This is a genomic window from Streptomyces sp. NPDC088553 (assembly GCF_044752965.1).
Classification (GTDB): Bacteria; Actinomycetota; Actinomycetes; order Streptomycetales; family Streptomycetaceae; genus Streptomyces.
The window spans coordinates 776,037-799,205 of record NZ_JBIVMG010000004.1; the positions used below are offsets into that span (position 1 = coordinate 776,037).

The following is a 23,169-nucleotide window of genomic DNA, read 5'->3' on the forward strand; positions in this document are numbered from 1 at the left end:
GGGCCCCACCGGACGACCGGTGGGGCCCTTCTCACGTCATCGCCTCGGCGACTAGCTGTGCGTACGCAGCAGCGTGCGCATCGTCCGCATCGCCACCGACAGGTTCGCCAGGTCGAAGGTGTCCGAGCCCTGGATCTCCTCCAGGGTCGTCCGCGCGCGGCCCAGGATCGCCGCGTTCTTCTCCTCCCAGTCCTTGAACCGCTGCTCCGGGCTCGACGTGCCGTTCCCGGCCGCCAGGACGTCCGCGGTCAGCGCCGCGTGCGCCGCGAACAGGTCCTCACGGATCGACGCACGGGCCATCGACTGCCACCGGTCGTCGCGCGGCAGCTCGATGATCCGGTCCATCAGGTCGGTGATCCGCAGCCGGTCGGCCAGGTCGTAGTAGACCTCGGCCACCGCCAGCGGTTCCTTGCCCGTCCGGTCCGCGATCCCCACGATGTCGAGGATCGGGAAGGCGGAGGAGAAGCCGGCCACCTGCAGCGCGAGCTCCTCCGGCACGCCGACCTCGGTCAGCTCCTCCACGATCGACTGGTACCACTCCAGGTCCGCGCCGCGCAGCAGGTTCGGCAGCTGCGCCCAGACCTGCTCGACGCGCTCGGCGAAGAACTCGATGGTCTCGGTGAGCTGGAGCGGCTGCGGCCGGTTGTTGAGCAGCCAGCGCGTGCCGCGCTCGACGAGCCGGCGGGAGTGCAGCCGCATCCGGGTCTGGACGTCGGCCGGCACCTGGTTGTCGAGGGCCTCGACGGCGTCCCAGACCTGGCCGAGGCGGAAGACGACCCGGGCCGCGGTCTGCGCCCGGACGATCTCCTCGATCGACGCGCCCGTCTCCTCGCGGAGGCGGTGCAGGAAGGTCGAGCCACCGGCGTTGACGGTGTCGTTGACCAGGACGGTGGTGATGATCTCGCGGCGCAGGGGGTGGTTGTCGACGGCCTCGGTGAACTTCTCGCGCAGCAGCGTCGGGAAGTACGCGTGGAGCAGCCCGCGCAGGTACGGGTCGTCCGGCAGCTCCGTACCGATGAGCTCGTCGGCCACTGTGATCTTGGTGTACGCGAGGAGGACGGCGAGCTCCGGCTGGCTCAGACCGCGGCCGTTGTTGAGCAGGTCGCGGATCTGCCGGTCGTTGGGCAGGAACTCCAGGGACCGGTCGAGGGCCCCGTCGCGGCCCAGCCGGCGCATGAAGCGCTGGTGGGCGTGGAGCAGGGACGGCGACTGGGCGACGGCGTTGGCGAGGGCGGTGTTCTGCGCGTAGTTGTTGCGCAGGACGAGCTTGCCGACCTCGTCGGTCATCTCCGCGAGGATCTTGTTGCGCTGCTTGACGGTCATGTCGCCCTCGGCGACGAGCCCGTTGAGCAGGATCTTGATGTTGACCTCGTGGTCGGAGGTGTCGACGCCGGCGCTGTTGTCGATGGCGTCGGTGTTGACCTTGCCGCCCTGGCCCTCGGGGCCGCCGGTGCGGGCGAACTCGATACGGCCCAGCTGGGTCGCGCCGAGGTTGCCGCCCTCGCCGATGACCTGGGCGCGGACGTCCTGGCCGTCGACGCGGATGGCGTCGTTGGCCTTGTCGCCGACGTCTGCGTTCGACTCGGCCGAGGACTTGACGTACGTCCCGATGCCGCCGTTCCACAGCAGGTCGACCGGCGCGTGGAGCACGGCCTTCATCAGCTCGGCCGGGGTCATCTTGGTGATGCCGTCCTCGATGCCGAGGGCGGCCCTGACCTGCGCGTTGACCGGGATCGACTTGGCGCTGCGGGGATGGATGCCACCGCCCGCGGAGAGCAGCGAGGTGTCGTAGTCGGCCCAGGACGAGCGGGGCAGCTCGAAGAGCCGACGGCGCTCGGCGTACGAGACGGCCGCGTCCGGGTTCGGGTCGATGAAGATGTGCCGGTGGTCGAACGCGGCGACGAGCCTGATGTGCTCGCTGAGCAGCATGCCGTTGCCGAAGACGTCGCCGGACATGTCGCCGACGCCGACGACCGTGAAGTCCTGGGTCTGGGTGTCGTGGCCCAGCTCGCGGAAGTGCCGCTTGACGGACTCCCAGGCGCCGCGGGCGGTGATGCCCATGCCCTTGTGGTCGTATCCGGCGGAGCCGCCGGAGGCGAAGGCGTCACCGAGCCAGAAGCCGTACGACTCCGCGACCCCGTTGGCGATGTCGGAGAAGGTCGCGGTGCCCTTGTCGGCGGCGACCACCAGGTAGGTGTCGTCCTCGTCGTGGCGGACCACGTCGGCCGGCGGCACGACCTCGCCCGCGACCAGGTTGTCGGTGATGTCGAGCAGCGCCGAGATGAAGGTCTTGTACGAGGCGATGCCCTCGGCCAGCCAGGCGTCCCGGTCCACGGACGGGTCCGGGAGCTGCTTGGCGACGAAGCCGCCCTTGGCGCCGACCGGCACGATGACGGTGTTCTTCACCATCTGCGCCTTGACCAGGCCGAGGATCTCCGTACGGAAGTCCTCACGGCGGTCGGACCAGCGCAGACCGCCTCGGGCGACCTTGCCGAAGCGCAGGTGGACACCCTCGACGCGCGGGGAGTACACCCAGATCTCGAAGGCCGGGCGGGGCGCCGGAAGGTCCGGGATGGCCTGCGGGTCGAACTTCATCGACACGTAGGAGTGCGGCTTCCCGTCCTCGGTGACCTGGAAGAAGTTCGTCCGCAGCGTCGCCTTGATGACGGTCAGGAAGGACCGCAGGATCCGGTCCTCGTCCAGGCTCGCGACCTGGTCGAGGGCGGCGTCCAGCTCCTCCAGGAGCGCGTCGATCAGCTCGGTGCCGGCGCGCTGGCGCTCCGGGGCCATCCGGGCCTCGAAGAGGTTGACGAGCAGCCGGGTGGTGTGGACGTTGTTGCGGAGGGTGTCCTCCATGTAGTCCTGGCTGAACGTCGCACCGGCCTGGCGCAGGTACTTGGCGTAGGCGCGCAGCACCATCGCCTCGCGCCAGTTGAGCCCGGCGGAGAGGACGAGCGAGTTGAAGTTGTCGTTCTCGGCCTCGCCGGTCCAGGTGGCGGCGAAGGCCTCCTGGAAGCGCTCGCGGGCGTCGTCGCCGAGGTAGTCGCCACCGTTGCCGGTCGCGACGGGCATCCGCAGACCGAAGTCGTAGACCCAGGCGTGCGTGCGGTCGGCGCAGCGCAGCTCGTACGGCCGCTCGTCGGTCACCTCGACGCCGAGCCGGTTGAGCACCGGGAGCACGGCGGAGAGGGAGATCGGGTCGCCCGTCTTGTAGATCTTGAAGCGGCGCTCGCCGGGGCCCGCGCCGACCGGCTCGTAGAGCGAGAGCGCGAAGTCCTTGCCACCGCCGGCCCGGGCGAGGGCCTCCAGGTGGACCAGGTCGGCGACGGCCGCGCGCGGCGAGTGGTCGGCCTTGTAGCCCTCGGGGAAGGCGTTGCCGTAGCGGCGGAGCAGCTCCGCGGCACGCTCCTCGCCGCACTCGGCGTTGAGCGCCTCGGCGAAGCCGTCGGACCAGGAGCGGGCGGCCTCGACGAGCCGGGTCTCGATGCGGTCGACGTCGGCGTCGGTGAGCTTCGCCAGCTCGGTGCCGGGCTGGACGCGGACGACGAAGTGCAGCCGGGACAGGATCGACTCGGTGTTCCAGGCGGTGAAGTCGACGCTGGTGCCGTCGAGCTCCTCCTTCAGGATGTCGATGATCCGCAGCCGGACACGGGTCGTGTAGCGGTCGCGCGGCAGGTAGACGAGGGCCGAGTAGTAGCGGCCGTACTCGTCCTGGCGCAGGTAGAGGCGCAGCCGGCGCCGCTCCTGCAGGTACAGGACGCTGGTGACGATGGACTGGAGCTGGTCGGCCGGGGTCTGGAAGAGCTCGTCGCGCGGGTACGTCTCCAGGATCTGGAGCAGGTCGCGGCCGTCGTGGCTGTTCGGCGAGAAGCCGGCGCCCGCCAGGACCTCCTGGACCTTGCGCTTGACGACGGGAACGCGGCGCACGGACTCGGTGTAGGCGGCCGAGGAGAACAGGCCGAGGAAGCGGCGCTCGCCGACGACGTTGCCGTCGGCGTCGAACTTCTTCACGCCGATGTAGTCGAGGTACGAGGGGCGGTGCACGGTCGAGCGGCTGTTGGCCTTCGTCAGGATCAGCAGCTTGTGCTCGCGCGCCTTGGCGCGGACGTCCTCGGGCAGCCGGCTGAAGGACGGGGAGACGGGGTGGGCGTGGTGGCCCTGGTCGTCGCCCGCGTGCTGCGGGTCGGAGCGCAGGATGCCGAGGCCGGTGCCGGGAACGGCGGACAGGGCGTCACCGTTGACCAGCTGATACTCGCGGTAGCCGAGGAAGGTGAAGTGGTCGTCGGCGAGCCAGCGCAGCAGCTCGCGGGCCTCCTCCACCTCGGTCGGACGCAGGTCGGAGGCGGTGGGCTCGGCCGGGAGGCCCTCGGCGATCCGCAGAGCGGTGTCGCGCATCTTCTCCCAGTCCTCGACCGTCTCACGGACGTCGGACAGGACACGCAGCAGATCGGCGGTGATCTGCTTGAGGTCGGCGCGGTCGGTCTCCCGGTCGATCTCGACGTGGATCCACGACTCGGTGAGCGCGTCGTGCGGCAGCTCGCCGTGGATCTGCGCCGACAGGACCTCGATGAGCCTGCCGGTGAGGTCGCGGCGGACGAGGACCTGCGGGTGGATCACGACGTGGATGCCGCGGCCCTGGCGCGAGAGCTCGTTGGTGACCGAGTCCACCAGGAACGGCATGTCGTCGGTGACGACCTCGACGACGGAGTGACTGCTCGTCCAGCCGTTCTCCTCGACCGTCGGGGTGTGGACGCGCACGTTCGCCGTGCCCTGCGGACGGTTCTCCGCGAGGCGGTAGTGAGAGAGCGCCGCGCCGAACACGTCGACCGGGTCCCGGTCGCCGAGGTCCTCCGGCGCGGTGTGCAGGTAGTAGCGCTGGAGGTACTCGAGCACCGTGTCCCGGTCCGGGCGCTCCCCGGCACCCTCCGGGCCCGTCGGAAGTCGCCCCCCGACCGGGCTGTGCTCAGCTACCCGGGCGGCCCTTTCGAGCAGCTCGGCCTTGGCTTCGTCCAGCTTGGTCTGCATGTCCTCTGACTCCTGTCGCGCGCCGTTGCGTGACGTCGGTGGAAGAAAGGACACAGCGACGCCTCGACGCGGTGATTCCGGTCGAAGACGACGTTATGCCCGAATGAGAGATGCCCGGGTCGTTATCGGCCACGGAGAGCGGCGCGCCCGGACGGAGAGGATCGGCGAACGCGCTGTCGGCCCGGCCGCCGTAGCGGGTCGGGCGGCAGCCGGGGGCTTCACTGCCCCCTCGGCGTATCGCGCTGATCACGGCAAAAGCCTATCGCCCTCGCCCCCCGAACCGTCATGGTCCGTATGTGTACAAAAGAGGGGGTGGAAGTTTGACGTTCTGGACAGCGACACATGTCCTCTTGGCAAAGCGCCCCGCCGCGGGCAGCGTGTACGCGAGCATGGGCACAGCACGGCAGACCGACCATCTGTGATCTGGGAGAGCCATGGCGAAGATCCTGATCGTGACCGGGGACGCGGCGGAGTCGCTGGAGGTGATGTACCCCTACCAGCGGCTACTGGAAGAGGGCTACGAGGTCGACATCGCCGCCCCGGCCCGCAAGCAGCTCCGCTTCGTCGTCCATGACTTCGAGCCGGGCTTCGACACGTACACCGAGAAGCCGGGCTACACCTGGCCCGCCGACCTGGCGTTCTCGGAGGTCGACCCGGGCGCGTACGTGGCGGTGGTGATCCCGGGCGGCCGGGCACCGGAGTACCTGCGCAACGACCCGGAGCTCCGCAAGATCCTCAAGGCCTTCTTCGACGCGGACAAGCCGGTGGCCCAGATCTGCCACGGCCCGCTCCTGACGGCGGCGGTCGGCGGCCTGGAGGGCCGCCGGGTCACGGCCTACCCGGCCCTGGAACTGGACATGCAGGCGGCCGGCGCGACCTTCCAGGACAGCGCGGCGGTGGTGGACGGCCTCCTGGTCTCCTCAAGGGCCTGGCCGGACCACCCCACCTGGATGCGCGAATTCCTGAAGGTCCTCCGAGCCAAGGCCTGACGCGGGGGGCCTGTCGGCATGGCCGTGGGCGACACCGCCGCCCGGCGGTTGTGGGCGACACACCGCCGCCCAGGGGTTGTGGGCGACACACCGCCGCCCAGGGGTTGTGGGCATACGTTCCGCAGGGCGTGGGGGTCCCCCGGACGGAGCCTTGGGGAGGGTGGGCACAACCCCCCCACCGGCCGGCACCCGGCCCGCGAGCCCGCCCACCCCCGGGCGGACCCCGTCAGACCAGCTCCTCCGCGACAGCCACCGCCTCCTCCAAGGAGTCGACCACCGGCACCCCGACTCGCGAGAGCGAGGCCCGGCTGTGCGACCCCCCGGTATAAAGCACCGCCCGCGCCCCCACGTGCCGCGCGGCAATCGCGTCGTCCGCCGCGTCGCCGATGACGACGACCCGCTCGGGAAGCACCCCTTCCAGCGCGGCCAGGTGCCGCACCATGTGCCCCGACTTCCCGTCCGTGGACGCGTCGACCCGCCCGTCCATCCGCACGAACCGCTCCGCGATCCCATGCCTCCGCACCAGCGGAACCAGCTCCGCGTGCGGCGCGAGCGACAGCAGTGACTGCGTGAACCCGGACGCCTGCCGCGCCGCGAGCAGCTCCGCGGCTCCGGAGGTCAGCACACAGGCCTCGGCCCGCTCCCAGTAGTGCCGATGGAAGGCGCCGTCCATGACGGTCCACTCGGCGTCGGTGGGCAACCGCCCCATGAGCCGCTCGTAGAACTTGGGCACGGGCACCGTGTAGAGCTCCCGGTACCGCTCAAGAGTGATCGGGTCGAGCCCCAGCTCGGCGAACGCCGCGTTGGTCGCCCCGATGACCGCACTGATGTCGTCGAGCAGTGTGCCGTTCCAGTCCCAGACCAGATGCTTGCCGCGCAAGCCGTCGTGCTTCCCCATGGGGAGACGGTACCCGGCCCCACCGACAGACATCCAAGCCGGCGGCGTCAGCCCAGCAGCCCCGGAATCTCCTGCACCCCGAACCACAGCAGCTCATGGTCCTCGGCCCCGTCGACGACGAACTGCGCGTCGTCGTCCCCCTGGTCCGCCGCGCCCAGCGCGTCCGCCGCCGCCGTCACGTCCGCCTCCGCGTCGTCCGCGTCCGCGTGCACGGCCGCCGCCTTGGCGAGCCGTACGGGCCCGGCGATCCGGACCTCGCCGATGGAGCTCACGGTCAGCGCCCCGTCGGGGTCCGTGGCCGCGTCCTTGTCGGCGACGTCGACGGCGACGACGATCCGGCGCCGGGGCGCCTCGGGGTCCCCGGCGAGCAGTCGCAGGGAGGCGGACGCGGCCCGGTTGAGCGCCGCGTACTCCAGCTCCTCGATGTCGTCGGAGACGTACCACTCGCGCAGGGCGGGGGTGACGGCATAGGCGGTCAACGGACCGGGGCCCAGCTCGCCCGCCTTGTGCGCCTGTGCGAGACCGGGGAGGGTCAGGGGGACGTACACGCGCATGGCTGGCCGCTTTCGTAGACGGAGAGGCCCTCAGGATACGTGCGGAGTCCCCCTTCGGGGTGGCCGGTCGGAGTCGGCGTGCGTCCACTGCGGGAGGCCCTTCTCAGGACCCCCGGGAGGCGATTTTCCTTGGCGTCACCCTGATAGGTGATTCCGTTTTCGAGCCGTCGAGCGGCGGCGGGCTTCTTGCGGCCCGTCCGAGCCCACCCGTACAAGATCCCCAACGGAAAGTTACCGACCGGTATCGCTCGGTGACGCGACGACAGGGGCAGGCTCACCATGACCACCACCACCCTCACCACCACCGGCAGCCCTCGCCCCCGCAGGGCACCCGGCGGCCCCGCGGGCACGCGCCCCCGCGGCCCGGCGGGCACCCACCCCCGCACGGGCCACCCCCGTACGAGCCCCCGCGCCCTCCCGCCGCACACCGTCTTCGCCGAGCGCCTCCTCGCCGTGCTCAGCGGCGAACGCCCGGTCCACTGGATGCTCGGCCACACCGTCGGCGAGGCGTACGAACAGCTCGTCCGGATCGCCCCGGAGACGCCCCTGCGCTCACTCGGCCCCCGCCCGGTCCTGCGCCGCTGCTCTGTCCAGGTGGACGACGACCGGACCGCGGTGGAGGCCTTCGCGACGATCGCCACCGGTGCCCGCGTACGGGCCATGGCGTTCCGCCTGGAGCGCGGCGAGGACCAGCGCTGGCGCTGCGCCGCGGTGGAGCTCGACGGCCTGGGTGCGGCGGCCCGGCCCGCACCCCACCGGGCATGACGAAGGGGCCGGCCGCCCACCGGGCAACCGACCCCTCCGCAACGGACTCACCGCGTCAACGGCACCGTCTCAACGGCACCGCGTCACCAGCAAGATCTCCACGGCGCCGCGTCAACGTCTCGACGGCACCGCACGAACTCAACGGCGCCGCACGAGCGGCCCCACGTCACTTCTTGCGACGACGCCCGCCGCCACCCGCGTTCTTCTGCGCCTTGCGGCGCTCCGCACGCGTCATCCCGTCACCGGCGTCGACGTCGTCCGAGGCGAAGTCGCCCTCGACGACACCGCCGTCGCCGTCCACCGTCGGCGCGGAGAAGTGCAGCCGGTCCGGCCGCTGCGGGGCGTCGAGCCCCTTGGCGCGGATCTCCGGACGCCCGGCACCGGCCGGCACCGCGTCCTCCTTGTCGAGCGACGGACCGCTCGCCTGCACCGGGACCTCCTCGACCTGCTGCTCGACCTGGACCTCCAGGTTGAACAGGTAGCCGACGGACTCCTCCTTGATGCCCTCCATCATGGCGGTGAACATGTCGAAGCCCTCGCGCTGGTACTCGACCAGCGGGTCCTTCTGCGCCATGGCGCGCAGGCCGATGCCCTCCTGGAGGTAGTCCATCTCGTAGAGGTGCTCGCGCCACTTGCGGTCCAGGACGGACAGGACCACGCGGCGCTCCAGCTCACGCATGATCTCCGAGCCGAGCTGCTTCTCCCGCGTCTCGTACTGCTCGTGGATGTCGTCCTTGATGGACTCGGCGATGAACTCGGCGGTGATGCCCGCCCGGTCCCCGGCCGCGTCCTCCAGCTCCTCCACGGTGACCTTCACCGGGTAGAGCTGCTTGAAGGCGTTCCACAGACGGTCGAGGTCCCACTCCTCCGCGAAGCCCTCGGCGGTCTCCTGGCGGATGTAGTCGTCGATCGTGTCGTCCATGAAGTGCTGGATCTGCTCGTGCAGGTCCTCGCCCTCCAGGACGCGGCGGCGCTCGGCGTAGATGACCTGACGCTGCCGGTTGAGGACGTCGTCGTACTTCAGGACGTTCTTGCGCGTCTCGAAGTTCTGGGTCTCGACCTGCGACTGGGCGGAGGCGATCGCCCGGGTGACCATCTTGTTCTCGATCGGCACGTCGTCCGGCACGTTGGCCATGGCCATCACGCGCTCGACCATCTGCGCCTTGAACAGACGCATCAGGTCGTCGCCGAGCGAGAGGTAGAACCGGGACTCGCCCGGGTCGCCCTGACGGCCGGAACGACCGCGCAGCTGGTTGTCGATACGACGGGACTCGTGGCGCTCGGTACCGAGCACGTACAGCCCGCCGAGTTCCTTGACCTCCTCGAACTCCGCCTTCACGGCCTTCGCGGCGCGCTCCAGGGCGGCGGGGAGGGCAGCGGCCCACTCCTCGACGTGGTCGACCGGGTCGAGACCCGCCTGGCGCAGCTCGGCCTCGGCGAGGTCGTCCGGGTTGCCGCCGAGCTTGATGTCCGTACCGCGACCGGCCATGTTCGTGGCGACGGTGACGGCGCCGCGGCGGCCGGCCTGCGCGACGATGCTCGCCTCGCGGTCGTGGTGCTTGGCGTTGAGGACCTCGTGCTGCACGCCGCGCTTGGAGAGCTGCTGCGAGAGGTACTCGGACTTCTCGACGGAGGTCGTGCCGACGAGGATCGGCTGACCCTTCTCGTGCTTCTCCGCGATGTCGTCGACGACGGCGGCGAACTTGGCGACCTCGGTCCGGTAGATCAGGTCGGACTGGTCCTTGCGGATCATCGGCCGGTTCGTCGGGATCGGGACGACGCCCAGCTTGTAGATCTGGTGGAACTCGGCGGCCTCGGTCATGGCCGTACCGGTCATGCCGGAGAGCTTCGAGTACAGGAGGAAGAAGTTCTGCAGGGTGATCGTGGCGAGGGTCTGGTTCTCGTCCTTGATCGCCACCCCTTCCTTCGCCTCGATCGCCTGGTGCATGCCCTCGTTGTAGCGGCGGCCGGCGAGGATACGGCCGGTGTGCTCGTCGACGATCATGACTTCGCCGTCCATGACGACGTAGTCCTTGTCCTTCTTGAACAGTTCCTTCGCCTTGATGGCGTTGTTCAAGTAGCCCACGAGCGGGGTGTTCACCGACTCGTAGAGGTTGTCGATGCCGAGCCAGTCCTCGACCTTGGCGACACCGGCCTCGTGGATGGCGACGGTGCGCTTCTTCTCGTCGACCTCGTAGTCGCCGGTCTCCTCGATGCCCTTGAGCTGGTTGCCGGGCTCGCCCTTGGAGAGGCGGGTGACGAGCTTGGCGAAGTCGCCGTACCACTTCGTCGCCTGGTCGGCCGGGCCGGAGATGATCAGCGGCGTACGGGCCTCGTCGACGAGGATGGAGTCGACCTCGTCGACACAGGCGAAGTTGTGGCCGCGCTGGACGAGCTCGTCCTTGGACCACGCCATGTTGTCGCGGAGGTAGTCGAAGCCGAACTCGTTGTTCGTGCCGTACGTGATGTCGCAGTTGTACTGCTCACGGCGCTGGGCCGGCGTCATGTTGGCGAGGATGCAGCCGATGGACAGGCCCAGGAAGCGGTGGACCCGGCCCATGAGCTCGGAGTCTCGCTCGGCCAGGTAGTCGTTGACCGTGATCAGGTGCACGCCCTTGCCGGAGAGCGCGTTGAGGTACGCCGGGAGGGTACCCACGAGGGTCTTGCCCTCACCGGTCTTCATCTCGGCGACATAGCCGAGGTGGAGCGCGGCGCCACCCATCAGCTGGACGTCGTAGTGGCGCTGACCGAGAACGCGCTTGGCGGCCTCGCGGACCGTCGCGAAGGCTTCGGGCATCAGGTCGTCGAGGCTCTCACCGTCGGCGTACCGCTGCTTGTACTCATCGGTGAGCGCCCGCAACTCGGCGTCGGAGAGGTTGACGAAGTCCTCTTCGATGGAGTTGACCTGGTCCGCGATGCGGTGCAGTTTGCGCAGGATCTTTCCTTCGCCTGCACGCATGAGCTTGTTGAAGACGGACACTGAGGCTGGTCTCCTTGCCGGTCGGGCCTGGCACTGGGTCTTGTCATGGACGCGAGCGCGGGCACGGCAGGTGGTCCCCACCGCAACGGCCATCGTAAGCGAGACCGCCCTCGCGAAGGGAGGCCCACAGTGCCGGAGCCGTACGTCCGCCCGGAAAGAGAACGCACGAGGTGGGCGGAAGGTGCCGCCCCACCCGAAAAGTGTTCGCTTCCGGTCCGGCGGCTCACCACAATCCCGGCATGGATCCGATCACCCTCACCACCGACCGTCTGCGCCTGCGGAACTTCGTCCCCGAGGACGTCGACGCGGTGTACGCCATCTGTCAGGACCCGGACATCCGGCGCTGGACCGTCGTCCCCGACCCCTATACGCGGCAGGACGCCGAGCTCTTCCTGAACCGCCTCGTGCCCGAAGGCTGGCGCGAGGACACCGAGTACGCCTTCGCCGTCGAGCCGCTGTCCGGCGGCCCGCTGCTCGCCGCCGTCGCCCTGACCAGTCGCGGCCTGGGCGTCTGGGAGGTCGGCTACTGGCTGGCCGGCGAGCACCGCGGCAGCGGCTACATGACCGAGACCGTGCGGGCCGTCGCCCACTGGGCCTTCACCGGGCTCGGCTGCACCCGCCTGGTCTGGCGCGCCGAGATCGGGAACACCGGCTCGCGCGCGGTGGCCGAGCGGGTCGGCTTCGTCGTCGAGGGCGCCCAGCGCGCCGGACTCACCAACAAGGGCACGCTCCGGGACAGCTGGATCGCGGCCCTGCTCCCCTCCGACTTCGGCCTCCCGAGCCCTCTGCCGTACCTCCCGGCCCGCGACCTGCCGCCCCTCTCCTGAACCCCGCCCCCCGACCCGCCGCCCCTCCCGAACCCCGTCCCCCGACCCGCCGCCCCTCCCGAACCCCGGCCCCCGCCCCGCCGCCCCCTCCCGAGTCCGGCCCCACCCGTCCGCCGAGGGGACTGTCAGTGCCGGGGCCTAGGGTGCGGTCCATGACGACTGTGCCGCGCCCCGCCGCCGAACTGTCCGCCGACGACGCCCGCCGGATCGCGCTGCGAGCCCAGGGCTTCCTGGGTGCGCCCGACCGCCGCGCCGGGGTGCGCGGCGTGCTGCGCGGGCTCGGCCAGGTCCAGCTCGACACGATCTCCGTCCTCGCCCGGTCGCACGAGCTCATTCCGTACGCGCGCCTGGGCGCCGTCGGCCGTACGACGGTCGAGGACGCCTACTGGACCGGCTCCCACGCCTTCGAGTACTGGTCGCACGCCGCCTGCGTGCTGCCGGTCGAGGAGTGGCCGCACTTCGCCTTCCGCAGGCGCGCCTACCGCGACCGCCCGCACTGGGGCCACGAGCTGTCGGCGGGGGCGTACGACAAGGTGATCGACCAGCTGCGCGCCGAGGGGCCGCGGACGGCGACCGAGCTGGGCGGCGCGAAGAACAAGGGCGAGTGGTGGGACTGGTCGGACGCCAAGATCGCCGTCGAGCGCGCGCTGATGTACGGCGAGGTGGTCGTGGTCGAGCGGCGCGGCTGGAAGCGGGTGTACGACCTGGCGGAGCGGGCGATCCCGCAGGCGCTGCTCCACGACGACCTGGACGACACCGAGTGCGTGCGGCGGCTCGTCCGCCAGGCGGGCGAGGCGCTGGGCGTGGGCACGCGCGCGGACATCGCCGACTACCACCGGCTCAAGGGGGAGCAGTTCGACGCGGTGGTCGAGGCGGCGGGCCTGGTGCCGGTCACGGTGGCGGGCTGGGGGAAGCCCGCCTGGGCGGACCCGGCGGCGCTGGCCTCGGAGCCGCGCGGCCGGCACCGTACGACCCTGCTGTCGCCGTTCGACTCGTTGATCTGGGAGCGGGCCCGCACGGAGCGGATCTTCGGCTTCACGCACCGCCTGGAGGCGTACGTGCCGAAGCAGAAGCGGATCCACGGCTACTTCGCGATGCCGGTCCTGGCCGGCGGCCGTCTGGTCGGCCGGGTGGACCCCGCGCGGGAGGGCGGGACGCTCGTCGCCCGTCAGGTGACGCTCGACGGCCCGAAGGCCGTGCCGGCGGTGGCGCGGGCGCTGCGCGAGGCGGCCGAATGGGTCGGCTGCGACGCGGTGCGGGTGGAGCGGGTGGACTCCCCGGGACTGGCGAAGGACCTGGTGGCGGCGGTGGGCTAGCCCGGCCGGCTAGCGGATCTCGAGGATCTTCTCCCGCATCGCGTAGACCACGGCCTCCATCCGGGAGTGCAGCTGCAGCTTCTCCAGGATGTTCCGGACGTGGTTCTTCACCGTGTTCTCGGAGATGAACAACTCCTTGGCGATGTCCCGGTTGTTCATCCCGGTCGCGACGAGCTTGAGGACCTCCAGCTCACGGTCGGTCAGCCGGGGCGCGGGCACGAGCCTGCGCTCGTCGGTGCGCTGGATCATCGACTTGAACTCGGTGAGGAGCTTCGACGCCATCGAGGGGCTGATCTGCGACTGGCCGTCGGCGACCGCGCGGATCGCCGTCGCGACCTCGTCGGTGGAGATCTCCTTGAGGAGGTAGCCGGTGGCCCCCGCCTTGATCGCGTCGTAGAGGTCGGCCTCCTCGTCGCTGATCGTCAGCATGATGATCTTCGCGCTGGGGGCCACCTCCTTGATGGAGGTGCACGCCTCGATGCCGCCGCGCCGGGGCATCCGTACGTCCATCAGGACGATGTCCGGCAGCAGATCGGCCGCCTTGTCGACGGCCTCGGCCCCGTCACCGGCCTCCCCGACGACCTGGATGTCCTCCTCCTGCGCGAGGACGATCTCGAGTCCGCGGCGGAAGAGGGCATGGTCGTCCACGACGAGGACTCGGATCGGCTCCTTGCGGAATGCGCCGCTGTCCGATTCCGATCCCTCCGGGACCGCACCACCGTGCTCGCGCCCGCTGAGCACCGGCCCGAAGCTGTCCGCCATCGTTCCTCCCCCTGAAGGCCGTGGCCTGAATTCGTTTCCGGTCCTCCAACCGCTACTCAGGGAGCACCGGTTGGCGTGCACGCCATGCTTTCATGCTCCGGCGGCAACGGGGTGATCCGCGGGCGCACGGTGGTGCCCCTGGGGGCGCGAAGAGCGCTCCAGGGGCACCGTGAGGGGCAATTGGGGTGTGGGGGGCGCGAGACGGCGGTCAGCCGCCGAGCGCACCACCGGCGCCGCCACCCTCGGCGAGCGGGTCGCTCTCCACATGGATGACGCCGTAGTCGTACGCGTGCCGGCGGTAGACGACACTCGGCTGCTTCGTGTCGGAGTCGACGAAGAGGTAGAAGTCGTGTCCGACCAGCTCCATCTCGTAGAGAGCCTGGTCGAGCGTCATCGGTGCGGCCCGGTGGGTCTTCTCGCGGACCACCAGCGGGCCTTCGCCCTGGACTTCGATCGAGCCCATCATCGTGGTGGGCACCTTGTCGGACTCGTCGGCGACGAGCTGGCCGTCTCCGTTGAGCTGGGCGGCGCCGGGCACCACGTCCCCGACCTCCGCCGCCGAAAGCCTGCCGTTTCCACGGCGGGTGTACCGCTTGTCGTGCTGCTTGCGCAGTCGTGCCTCAAGCTTGTCGCTGGCGAGGTCGAGGGCGGCGTACGGGTCCGCCGCCGCGGCTTCCGCCCGGATCACCGGGCCTCGGGAGTGGAGGGTGATCTCCACGCGGTCCGACCTGTCGGCCTGCCGCGGGTTGTGTTCCTTGGACACCTCGACGTCGAGGCTGATCACCTTGCCGTCGAGCTTCTGGATCTTCTCCAGCTTCAGCTTCTCGGCCACGTGCTTGCGGAACCGCTCGGGCACCTCGGTCTTGCGGCCCTTGACGACGATGTCCACGCAGAACTCCGTTCCCGGATCGCCCTGGTCGGCTCTCTCGGCCGCAGGGCATCTCCCTTTGCACCAGACTCCGGTGGTTACCGGAGCTCGGACTTGGCGAGTTTCACCTCTCCTCCCCAGTCGACAAGATCCCCACCCCATCGACAAGAGGTTAATTCGCCCTGAACTCCTGTCCTGTAGGCGCAACCATATTCGGCTAGGCGATGGCTTTCGCCATTCCTCACAACCGAACATAGCCCCTTCGGACGGGTGTCGGCACCCGCTACCGCGACATACCTCCGTTCGGGTGCTTTCACCACTCACCACCTGCAACGTTCCAAGTTCCTTGCGAGTTCCGGTTTATTTCGAACGAAGCGGGAGAGGATGCGATCACAGCCGCCGCCCGCTGTTCGAATCCGCGCTGCGCCGAACCACCCGGTAAGCCATGCGGTATTCCAGGAATGAACGAAGGGTGTACGCCTCCGAGGGCGCGCGCCGCCTCCGCCAGCGAGGCACCCGTGGTCATCAGATCGTCGACGAGCACCACCTCTCCCGCCCGGAGCAGCCGCCCGCCGCCGGGCACCATCTCCAGCGCGCCGGAGAGGTTCGCGAGCCGGCCACGCGCCCCGAGACCCGCCTGGTCCGCCACGTGACGCCGCTGGCGCAGCACCGGCACGACCCGCGCCTGCCGCCCCGCGCCCCGCAGCCGGGCCGCCGCGGCCAGCGCGATCCGGCGCGTCGGATCGTGGCCACGCGCCCGTACGGAGCGCCGTGAGGAGGGCACCGGTACCAGGAGCAGCGGTCGCGCCGCGAGGCCCTCGGTGCCCCCGGCAGCGGCCTCCACGGCGACGGCGAGGGCCCCGCCCAGGGGGCGGGTGAGGGTGAGCGCCCCGCGTTCCTTGTGGGCGATGAGCAGTTCGCGTACGGCGTCGGCGTACGGCGCGACGGCGTGGACGACCGGCAGCCCGGCCGGCTCCGGCGACGGCCGCACCCTGCGCGGCCCCTCCCCCGCCCCGGTCAACGCGGCCTCGCACGACGGGCACAGCTCGGTGCGCTGCCTGCCGCAGCCTCCGCAGGCGACCGGCAGCACCAGTCCGGCGATCTCGCGCCACCACCCCCGCATGGCTCCACTGTGCGCCTTCCCCGGCGCCTCGGCCACCCCTGTGGAAAACCCTCACGGGTACCCCCGGAGTACGTCAGGTACCCGGATCCGGAAGGCGGGCGTCCGCTACCCCGGATAGACGGGCGAGGTCCCGTTCTTGACCACGGGCTGCCAGTTCGTGCCCGGCACGAGCCGCACGATGCCGTCGTTGCCGGAGTCGGCGACCACCGGCACGGAGCCCTTGTACGGCGCGGCCACCGAGGTCACCCCGTTCAGACCGGGCAGCACCGAGGTCGCCGAGGTCGAGCCGTCGGTCTGGAGGTAGCGGATCTGCTGGACGCCGCCCGCCTCCTTGCCGACCACGACGAGCCGGCTCGGCCCGGCCCAGGACACGGCCGTGACCGACTCCATCCGGGGCGCGGCGGGCTGGAGGTCGAGCACGGAGACGACCGGCTCGTCGCCCGACGTCTGCCGCTGGACCCGGCCGATCTGCAGGGTCGTGTCCCCGCCCCGGGTGACCACGAGCGCGATCCGGACCCCGTCGGCGGAGACCCGCAGCGACTCGATCCTCGCGTCGTCCGCCAGCCACGGCGTACGCACCTTGACGGGGTCACCGGTGCCGTCGGGCACCATCCACAGCTGGGACGCGGCGGGGTCGCGGTCGGCGATCCACAGGTTGCCCCGGCCGTCCCAGCTGGGCGCGGACAGCCGGTCGGTGGGCTTGGCGGCCCTGCTGCGCAGGACCACCGGGGCCGTCTCCTCCTCGGTGGTGATGGAGGAGACGAACAGCTCGCGGCCGCTCTCCCCGACCCCGGCGGCCCGGGTCTCGCCCCGGTCGACGGCGACCGACCCGAGCCGCAGCGTGCCCTTGCCGAGCGGGCCGGGCACCTCCAGGGGCGCGTTGGACTCCTTGCCCGCGCCGACCAGCATCATCAGCTTGCGGTGCTCGTCGACGAAGTACGGGTTCTCGTCCCGGTCCGTGTTCCGCACGGGGGCGAACTGGTCGGTCGCCTGTCCCTTGCCGAGACGGCACAGCGCCTGGCCCTTCGACCCCTGGAGCTCCACCTGTTCGGCGTTCACGGAGGTCAGGTCGCGCAGCGTGAACAGCAGCTGCGCCGCCATCCGCCGGCACGGCTCGCCGCCCACCAGGTCCGCCTTGCCGTTCAGCGGCACCTTCAGCGTGGACTGGTCGTCGGGCGTGAGCGTGGTGACGCCCTTCCGCAGCTCCGTACCGGAGGGGAAGCTGGAGTCGACGGCCGGCTTCAGCCAGTTCGTGGGGCCTTCGAGGAGCGCCCTGACCGTCTGCGTCACCGGGTCCATCCGGGTGACGGGGTCCTGGCGCTGCCGGATGTAGACCGGGTCGGCGACGACCCAGTCCTCCCCCGAGGCGAAGTAGTACTTGTTGACCGACCTGTAGTTGCGCAGGAAATCGGCCTCGCCGAGCACCAGGCCCGGCGGCAGGCTGTCGATGCGCCACTCCTTGCCCTTGCCGTTGGCCGAGGGCTGCTGCACCACATGGATCGACTGCAGGTACGCGGAGGGGCTGATCGGCTGGTAGGCGTGCCGGGCGTCCACGGTCGCGATCTTGCGGCCGGAGAGCGGGTAGGAACGGCCCTGGTTGTCGGGATCGGCGTTGCGGTCGGCCAGGTCGCGGTTCGGCGCCGTGGTGAGCACGGTGATGCTCTCCTCCGGCTTCCAGGTCCGCTCCGCCTGGCTGGTCAGGTACTTGCGGGCCGTGGCGAAGCCGGGGTCGTCACTGGTCATGGCCTCCAGGAAGCCGTCGACGATCTCGTCCGGGTCCGCGTTCTCCCGGGGCGCCACCGCGTAGACCCGCACCTGCGAGTCCCCCTGGTTGGCCCCCTTGACGGCCTGGACGTCGCCGCTGTCGGGCATGGTCGCGCACCCGGTCACCAGGAGCCCGCCGCACGCGACGAGCACCACCGCGCGCGCACTCCGGCCCTGCCCCGGGACCTGCGCCGGGCGCCGCGTCGGGCCCTGCGCCGGCCGAGGACCCGGCTCGGCGTGCCCCGCGCGGAAGCCCGGGATGCCCCACACCGTGTGCCCCTTTCGGAAGCCCCGCCCCGCGTGCCCCTCTGAGGAGTCAGCGCCCACGTGTCCCGTCCTCCCGCTCCGCGTTCCCGTGCGCGTCGGCCGTGGCCGAGCCCGCCCCACCGCCGTCGTTCTCCGCCGCCGCGCGCGCCACGACCCGGGCGCCGCTGCCGGGCAGGGCCGTCGGGTCGGCGGTCGCCCGCGGCGGCGCGGGCAGCCTCGGCGGTACGGGGAGCTGCTGCCGGTCGCCGACGGGCTGCGCCGGCACCGCCGTGAGGCGGGCGCTGTCCTGGGCGCGTCCGGCGGCCGCCTGCTCGCGGTTGCGCCGCGAGTCCTCGGGCTCCAGGGGTATCGGGGAGCCCCGCAGCGGCTCGTCCGCGGTCCGCGGCAGGGTGAGCCGGAACTGCGAACCTCCGCCGGGCTCGCCCCAGGCCTGGAGCCAGCCGCCGTGCAGCCGGGCGTCCTCCACCGCGATCGACAGGCCGAGGCCGGTGCCGCCGGTGGTCCGCGCGCGGGCGGGGTCGGCGCGCCAGAAGCGGTTGAAGACCCGCGTGGCCTCGCCCGGCTTGAGTCCGACGCCGTAGTCGCGCACGGCGACGGCGACGGCCCCGCCGGCGGCGGCCAGCTTCACCACCACGTCCCGGCCCTCGCCGTGCTCGACGGCGTTGACGACGAGGTTGCGCAGCACCCGCTCGACCCGGCGGGCGTCCGCCTCGGCCACCACGGGCTGCTTGTCGCCGACGACCACGATCCGGGTGCCCTTGCGTTCGGCGAGGGGTTCGGCGCCGCCGATGACCCGGCGTACGACCTGCCGCAGGTCTATCGGCTCGGCCTCCAGGGCGGCCGCTCCCGCGTCGAAGCGGCTGATCTCCAGGAGGTCGGAGAGCAGCGACTCGAAGCGGTCGAGCTGGTCACCGAGGAGTTCGGCGGAGCGGGCGGTGATCGGGTCGAAGTCGACCCGGGCCTCGTGGATGACGTCGGCCGCCATCCGGACCGTGGTGAGCGGGGTGCGCAGCTCGTGCGAGACGTCCGAGACGAACCGCCGCTGCATCCGCGACAGCTCCTCCAGTTGCTGGATCTTGAGCTGGAGGTTCTGGGCCATCTTGTTGAAGGCCTCGCCCAGCCGGGCGATGTCGTCCTCGCCGGTGACCTTCATGCGTTCCTGGAGGCGGCCGGCCGAGAGCCGCTCGGCGATCCCGGCGGCCATCCGTACGGGGGTGACGACCTGGCGCACCATGAGCCAGGCGATGGCACCGAGCAGCACCATGACGAAGAGCCCGGCGGTCGCGAGGGTGCCCTTGACCAGGGTGAGGGAGTCCTCCTCCTGGGTCAGCGGGAAGAGGTAGTACAGCTCGTACTGGGTGCCCTCGGCGTCGTTCAGCCGTTTGCCGATCACCAGACCGGCCTCGGACGGCTTCCCGCTGGTGTAGTGGATGCGGGTGAACTGCTGGAAGGTGTCGGTGCCCTGGGCCACCGAGTGCCGCAGCTTCGCGGGGATGCTGGTGGTCGGGTCGACCTCCCCCGAGGCACGGGCGCCGCGGCTCGCGGCCTCACTGGTGTCGAGGGAGAGCGCGACCACGTTGAAGGCGCTCTGACCACCACTGGCGAGCTGCTCGACCAGTGTGGAGCGCCAGTTCACGGAGGCACCGGCCCGCGCGCCGTCCTGCTGACCGGGTGCCGAGGGCGTCGTCGCCGCCCGGTCCTGGGCGGCGGAGAATCCGCCGGCGGCCTGGCTCTGGGCGGCCCTCTCCTTGGCGTCGAGCAGCCCGTTGCGGACCTGGCCGATCACGACCAGGCCGAGCAGCAGCACCACACCGAGCGACATCAGCAGGGTGCCCGCGACGATCCGCAGCTGGATGTTGCGCCGCCACAGCCGCACAGCGGGCAGCAACGGCCGGCGCACCCAGCGCGCGAAGAGCCGGAGGACCGGTCCCCCCGGCGTTCCGTCACGGAAGAACCGTCCGCCGCGGGGCGGACGGCCGGAACGCGAGCCCCCCCACCCCGGTCCGGCAGCCCGCCCCGTACGGTCTCCCGGGTCCCCGGGCTTCGGAGCAGTACTGCCTGTACTCATGTCAGCTCGGTCCCGCCTTGTATCCGACGCCCCGCACGGTCACCACGATCTCCGGCCGCTCGGGGTCCTTCTCGACCTTCGAGCGCAGCCGCTGGACGTGCACGTTCACCAGCCGGGTGTCGGCCGCGTGCCGGTAGCCCCAGACCTGCTCGAGGAGCACCTCACGCGTGAACACCTGCCACGGCTTGCGCGCCAGCGCGACGAGCAGGTCGAACTCCAGCGGGGTCAGGGCGATGGACTGCCCGTCCCGCTTCACGGAGTGCCCCGCCACGTCGATGACCAGATCACCGATGGTGAGCTGCTCGGGCGCCGGCTCCTCGGACCTCCGCAGCCGCGCCCGGATACGGGCCACGAGCTCCTTCGGCTTGAACGGCTTGACGATGTAGTCGTCGGCCCCGGACTCCAGACCCACGACCACGTCGACCGTGTCGCTCTTCGCGGTGAGCATGACGATCGGCACACCCGACTCGGCCCTGATCAGGCGGCACACCTCGATGCCGTCCCTCCCGGGCAGCATCAGGTCGAGCAGCACCAGGTCAGGCTTGGCCTCCCGGAATGCGGCAAGCGCCTTGTCACCGTCCGCGACGAACGACGGCTCGAACCCTTCACCCCGCAGCACGATGCCGAGCATCTCGGCCAGTGCGGTGTCGTCGTCGACGACAAGAACGCGTCCCTTCATATCGACATCATCCCATTTCCGTATCAGTCCTAAGGCGGCTGGTGAGATACCTCACTGACCTGCGGCATCGTCCAGGAACGGTTCCTGATGACCGTCCGTGTCCGTGGGTGTTGATGTCAGTCATGGATGTCACCCCCGTGGCCCCCGTGGCCGCCCAGAACCGTACCCCGCGCCACTGGCTTCGGCCTACGGTCGAGAGCGGCCGCATCGGTCGGCGGAGAACCACGGCTCCGAGGCGTCTCCGAGCACTCCACCCGCCCCGAGGCTCCGGGGGCGCCCCGCTCGGAGTGCTCCTACGGTGGAAGGAGAGAGCGCGGTGCCCGGGTACGCCGCTCCGCTCCGCCTCCCCCACCCGATCTCGATGCCGCCATCGCCTCAGGAGGCGATTCCGCATGTCCGTAGCATCCGAAACCCCCGTCCTGGACACGCTGGCCGCCATGACCGTCGACTCGATCGAACGGTGCGGCCTGCCGCCAGACATGCTCATCCTCACCCGTATCGCCGCGCTCGCGGCCTCGGACGCTCCCCCCATCTCCTACGCCGCTCACATCGGCCCGGCCATGCAGGCGGACGTGACCGCCGAGCGGCTCCAGGACGTCCTGGTCGCCATCGCCCCCATCGTGGGCACGGCCCGCGTCATGACGGCGGCCGGCAACATCGCCGCGGCGCTCGGCATCGCCATCGCCGTCGCGGAGGCAGAGATCGAGTCCGAGGGCTAGCAGGACGACCCCCCGGCCGAGGGTCACGCCTCATCGGTCCGGCTTCCCGTCCCCGAAAGGCCCGACTGCACCCTGCCCTGTTCGACCGCCGACACCAGGAGCCGGGCAGCGACACCGATCAGCAGCAGGTTGAGCGTCATCTGCCCTGTGACCAGCAGCCGGGCCGGTTCGCTGCGCGGGCTGACGTCCCCGAAGCCGACGGTGCTGAAGACGGTCATGGTGAAGTACAGCGCGTCGCTCCGAGACAGTGCCTCGCTGAAGCTGTCCGCGGCGCTGCGCTCCATCAGGTGGTAGGCCGTCGCGAACAGGAGCAGGTAGAGCGGGAGGGTCGTCCCCAGGGCCTCCGCCGCCCGCAGCTCGGGACGCGGGGACCGGGTGATCTTTCGGATCTGCCATGCCAGGAGCAGTGCCACCGCCGCCATACCGCCGACGAGCGCGACGACGGTGCCGGCGGTGAAGGCCGAGTCCAGAGGAAGCACGTAGTAGGCGGCGACGAGGATTCCCGCCGTCAGCAGCGAACGCAGCGAGGCGCGGATTGTCTGCCGCCGGCCTTTGCGTGAAGTCTTGTCCACGGTTCCCTCCCGATGCTCCGATGCGGTGATCGCGTCGCGCGTCTGCTCGTGGCTTCAACGTCGCCGTGCTGTGGCGGTCAGGGTGGCAGGCGCACCAGGCAGTCACCGGGATGGCCGCCTCGCCCGAGGGCGGACCGTGTGGGATGTGGCGTCCTCCCGCCCCGAGGACGCGGGATGAGGTGAGTGATGGCGGCTTCCGACTCGGGCCTCAAGTCGGTCTCACCGAGCGGCTGGGACGCTCGCCTGTACTGGCAGTGGATCGGCTACAACACGATCGCGTTCGTCATCGTCCTGACCGTCGGCTTCGCACTGGCACTGGTCGGCAGCGACGCGCTCAATCTGAAACTGGTCAGCCGTCACCTGGTCGTGGCACTGGTGATCGCCACTCTCGGGGCCATCCTGTTCGGAGGCGTGCTCGGAGCACTGCAATGGCTCGTCGTCCGCCGACGCGTCCCCATCCCGCGCAAGGTGTGGGTCACCGCCAATGTCGGCCCGGCGCTGCTGGCCTGGCTGCTCGTCATCATGCCTGCGGTGATCACCGCCCAGGAGTCCGGCGACGATGTCTCGACGGCCTACCTGCTGGCCGCCAGCCAGAGCCTGGCCCTGGGTCCCCTGCTCGGCCTCTCCCAGGCCATGGTGCTGCGCAAGGTCACCAGCCGCTGGGCCTGGTGGATCGGCGCGAACCTGGCCTCCTGGCTCATCGTCGACGCCGTCATCTATCTCTTGTCGCGTCTCTCCGAGGACCTGGACGTCCTCACCGGCAAGGGATCGGTCATCGAGGTCTACCTGACCCTGATCGCCACGACCCCACTGACCGGCCGCGCCTTGCTGTGGGTCCTGGCTCCCTCCGCCCTGACGGCGCCCACGAGTCCACCATCGCCGTGACCCCGACCCGTGCCCTGAGCAGCGTCACCGGGTTCTGCCGTCGACCCACACACCGTGAACAGGCGCTGCCTGGGACCGACGGCAGACGGCACAGGAGTCCGCACCGCC

General features: G+C 70.8%; 17 protein-coding genes. 6 read left to right on the top strand and 11 right to left on the bottom strand.

Annotated features, from left to right (window positions below):
• Positions 1 to 51 precede the first annotated feature (51 nt).
• On the bottom strand, positions 52 to 5,025 hold the full coding sequence (locus tag ACIP8Z_RS16525; protein WP_402083757.1) for an NAD-glutamate dehydrogenase: 4,974 nt from the start codon (positions 5,023 to 5,025) through the stop codon (positions 52 to 54).
• A 434-nt stretch (positions 5,026 to 5,459) separates the two neighbouring features.
• On the opposite strand from ACIP8Z_RS16525, the gene ACIP8Z_RS16530 reads away from it, so the two are divergent.
• Positions 5,460 to 6,014 (top strand): DJ-1/PfpI family protein, encoded by a 555-nt coding sequence (locus ACIP8Z_RS16530; protein WP_229314013.1) that lies wholly within the window; start codon positions 5,460 to 5,462, stop codon positions 6,012 to 6,014.
• A gap of 226 nt (positions 6,015 to 6,240) precedes the next feature.
• Here ACIP8Z_RS16530 and ACIP8Z_RS16535 read toward each other — a convergent pair whose 3' ends face one another.
• The gene (locus ACIP8Z_RS16535) at positions 6,241 to 6,912 is read right to left on the bottom strand and encodes an HAD family hydrolase (protein WP_402083760.1); all 672 of its coding nucleotides are present in this window, start codon (positions 6,910 to 6,912) and stop codon (positions 6,241 to 6,243) included.
• Between the two features lie 47 nt (positions 6,913 to 6,959).
• Positions 6,960 to 7,466, bottom strand: coding sequence for a DUF6912 family protein (locus ACIP8Z_RS16540; RefSeq protein WP_402083763.1), 507 nt, complete (start codon positions 7,464 to 7,466; stop codon positions 6,960 to 6,962).
• A 279-nt stretch (positions 7,467 to 7,745) separates the two neighbouring features.
• Between ACIP8Z_RS16540 and ACIP8Z_RS16545 the strand changes: the two genes are divergently transcribed.
• Entirely contained in the window at positions 7,746 to 8,231 is a 486-nt protein-coding gene (locus ACIP8Z_RS16545) for an Rv3235 family protein (RefSeq protein ID WP_402083765.1), read from the top strand.
• Positions 8,232 to 8,397: 166 nt separating this feature from the next.
• Here the strand turns inward: ACIP8Z_RS16545 and secA are convergent, their stop codons facing one another.
• Complete coding sequence (secA, locus tag ACIP8Z_RS16550) at positions 8,398 to 11,211, bottom strand: preprotein translocase subunit SecA (protein WP_402083768.1); 2,814 nt, start codon at positions 11,209 to 11,211, stop codon at positions 8,398 to 8,400.
• Between the two features lie 239 nt (positions 11,212 to 11,450).
• On the opposite strand from secA, the gene ACIP8Z_RS16555 reads away from it, so the two are divergent.
• Both ACIP8Z_RS16555 and ACIP8Z_RS16560 read left to right on the top strand, forming a co-directional pair.
• Positions 11,451 to 12,038, top strand: coding sequence for a GNAT family N-acetyltransferase (locus tag ACIP8Z_RS16555; RefSeq protein ID WP_402083771.1), 588 nt, complete (start codon positions 11,451 to 11,453; stop codon positions 12,036 to 12,038).
• A gap of 152 nt (positions 12,039 to 12,190) precedes the next feature.
• Positions 12,191 to 13,354, top strand: a complete 1,164-nt coding sequence (locus tag ACIP8Z_RS16560) for a winged helix-turn-helix domain-containing protein (protein WP_402083774.1) — start codon at positions 12,191 to 12,193, stop codon at positions 13,352 to 13,354.
• A gap of 9 nt (positions 13,355 to 13,363) precedes the next feature.
• Here the strand turns inward: ACIP8Z_RS16560 and ACIP8Z_RS16565 are convergent, their stop codons facing one another.
• The 6 genes from ACIP8Z_RS16565 to mtrA form a co-directional block, all read right to left on the bottom strand.
• Positions 13,364 to 14,116 (bottom strand): response regulator transcription factor, encoded by a 753-nt coding sequence (locus ACIP8Z_RS16565; RefSeq protein ID WP_073913298.1) that lies wholly within the window; start codon positions 14,114 to 14,116, stop codon positions 13,364 to 13,366.
• A 208-nt stretch (positions 14,117 to 14,324) separates the two neighbouring features.
• Positions 14,325 to 15,005, bottom strand: a complete 681-nt coding sequence (hpf, locus tag ACIP8Z_RS16570) for a ribosome hibernation-promoting factor, HPF/YfiA family (RefSeq protein WP_055603779.1) — start codon at positions 15,003 to 15,005, stop codon at positions 14,325 to 14,327.
• A gap of 292 nt (positions 15,006 to 15,297) precedes the next feature.
• Positions 15,298 to 16,107, bottom strand: a complete 810-nt coding sequence (locus tag ACIP8Z_RS16575; RefSeq protein ID WP_402083777.1) for a ComF family protein — start codon at positions 16,105 to 16,107, stop codon at positions 15,298 to 15,300.
• A gap of 105 nt (positions 16,108 to 16,212) precedes the next feature.
• Entirely contained in the window at positions 16,213 to 18,024 is a 1,812-nt protein-coding gene (locus ACIP8Z_RS16580; protein ID WP_402083879.1) for an LpqB family beta-propeller domain-containing protein, read from the bottom strand.
• A gap of 163 nt (positions 18,025 to 18,187) precedes the next feature.
• Entirely contained in the window at positions 18,188 to 20,206 is a 2,019-nt protein-coding gene (gene mtrB, locus ACIP8Z_RS16585; RefSeq protein WP_402083780.1) for an MtrAB system histidine kinase MtrB, read from the bottom strand.
• A 1-nt stretch (position 20,207) separates the two neighbouring features.
• A complete protein-coding gene (gene mtrA, locus ACIP8Z_RS16590; protein WP_010356958.1) occupies positions 20,208 to 20,885 on the bottom strand; it encodes a two-component system response regulator MtrA in 678 nt (225 codons plus the stop codon).
• 392 nt (positions 20,886 to 21,277) lie between these two features.
• Here mtrA and ACIP8Z_RS16595 point away from each other — a divergent pair, with 392 nt between their 5' ends.
• The gene (locus tag ACIP8Z_RS16595; RefSeq protein ID WP_402083782.1) at positions 21,278 to 21,604 is read left to right on the top strand and encodes a carboxymuconolactone decarboxylase family protein; all 327 of its coding nucleotides are present in this window, start codon (positions 21,278 to 21,280) and stop codon (positions 21,602 to 21,604) included.
• A gap of 23 nt (positions 21,605 to 21,627) precedes the next feature.
• On the opposite strand, the gene ACIP8Z_RS16600 is transcribed toward ACIP8Z_RS16595, so the two are convergent.
• A complete protein-coding gene (locus ACIP8Z_RS16600) occupies positions 21,628 to 22,176 on the bottom strand; it encodes a potassium channel family protein (protein ID WP_402083785.1) in 549 nt (182 codons plus the stop codon).
• Positions 22,177 to 22,362: 186 nt separating this feature from the next.
• Here ACIP8Z_RS16600 and ACIP8Z_RS16605 point away from each other — a divergent pair, with 186 nt between their 5' ends.
• Complete coding sequence (locus tag ACIP8Z_RS16605) at positions 22,363 to 23,061, top strand: hypothetical protein (protein ID WP_402083788.1); 699 nt, start codon at positions 22,363 to 22,365, stop codon at positions 23,059 to 23,061.
• The last annotated feature ends 108 nt before the right edge of the window (positions 23,062 to 23,169 follow it).

Coding starts and splice junctions, on each gene's coding strand:
- ACIP8Z_RS16545 (WP_402083765.1), top strand. CDS start 7,746: ATGACCACCACCACCCTCACCACCACCGGCAGCCCTCGCCCCCGCAGG.
- ACIP8Z_RS16535 (WP_402083760.1), bottom strand. CDS start 6,912: ATGGGGAAGCACGACGGCTTGCGCGGCAAGCATCTGGTCTGGGACTGG.
- ACIP8Z_RS16555 (WP_402083771.1), top strand. CDS start 11,451: ATGGATCCGATCACCCTCACCACCGACCGTCTGCGCCTGCGGAACTTC.
- ACIP8Z_RS16540 (WP_402083763.1), bottom strand. CDS start 7,466: ATGCGCGTGTACGTCCCCCTGACCCTCCCCGGTCTCGCACAGGCGCAC.
- ACIP8Z_RS16595 (WP_402083782.1), top strand. CDS start 21,278: ATGTCCGTAGCATCCGAAACCCCCGTCCTGGACACGCTGGCCGCCATG.
- mtrA (WP_010356958.1), bottom strand. CDS start 20,885: ATGAAGGGACGCGTTCTTGTCGTCGACGACGACACCGCACTGGCCGAG.
- ACIP8Z_RS16525 (WP_402083757.1), bottom strand. CDS start 5,025: ATGCAGACCAAGCTGGACGAAGCCAAGGCCGAGCTGCTCGAAAGGGCC.
- ACIP8Z_RS16575 (WP_402083777.1), bottom strand. CDS start 16,107: ATGCGGGGGTGGTGGCGCGAGATCGCCGGACTGGTGCTGCCGGTCGCC.
- ACIP8Z_RS16530 (WP_229314013.1), top strand. CDS start 5,460: ATGGCGAAGATCCTGATCGTGACCGGGGACGCGGCGGAGTCGCTGGAG.
- ACIP8Z_RS16605 (WP_402083788.1), top strand. CDS start 22,363: ATGGCGGCTTCCGACTCGGGCCTCAAGTCGGTCTCACCGAGCGGCTGG.
- mtrB (WP_402083780.1), bottom strand. CDS start 20,206: ATGAGTACAGGCAGTACTGCTCCGAAGCCCGGGGACCCGGGAGACCGT.
- ACIP8Z_RS16560 (WP_402083774.1), top strand. CDS start 12,191: ATGACGACTGTGCCGCGCCCCGCCGCCGAACTGTCCGCCGACGACGCC.
- ACIP8Z_RS16565 (WP_073913298.1), bottom strand. CDS start 14,116: ATGGCGGACAGCTTCGGGCCGGTGCTCAGCGGGCGCGAGCACGGTGGT.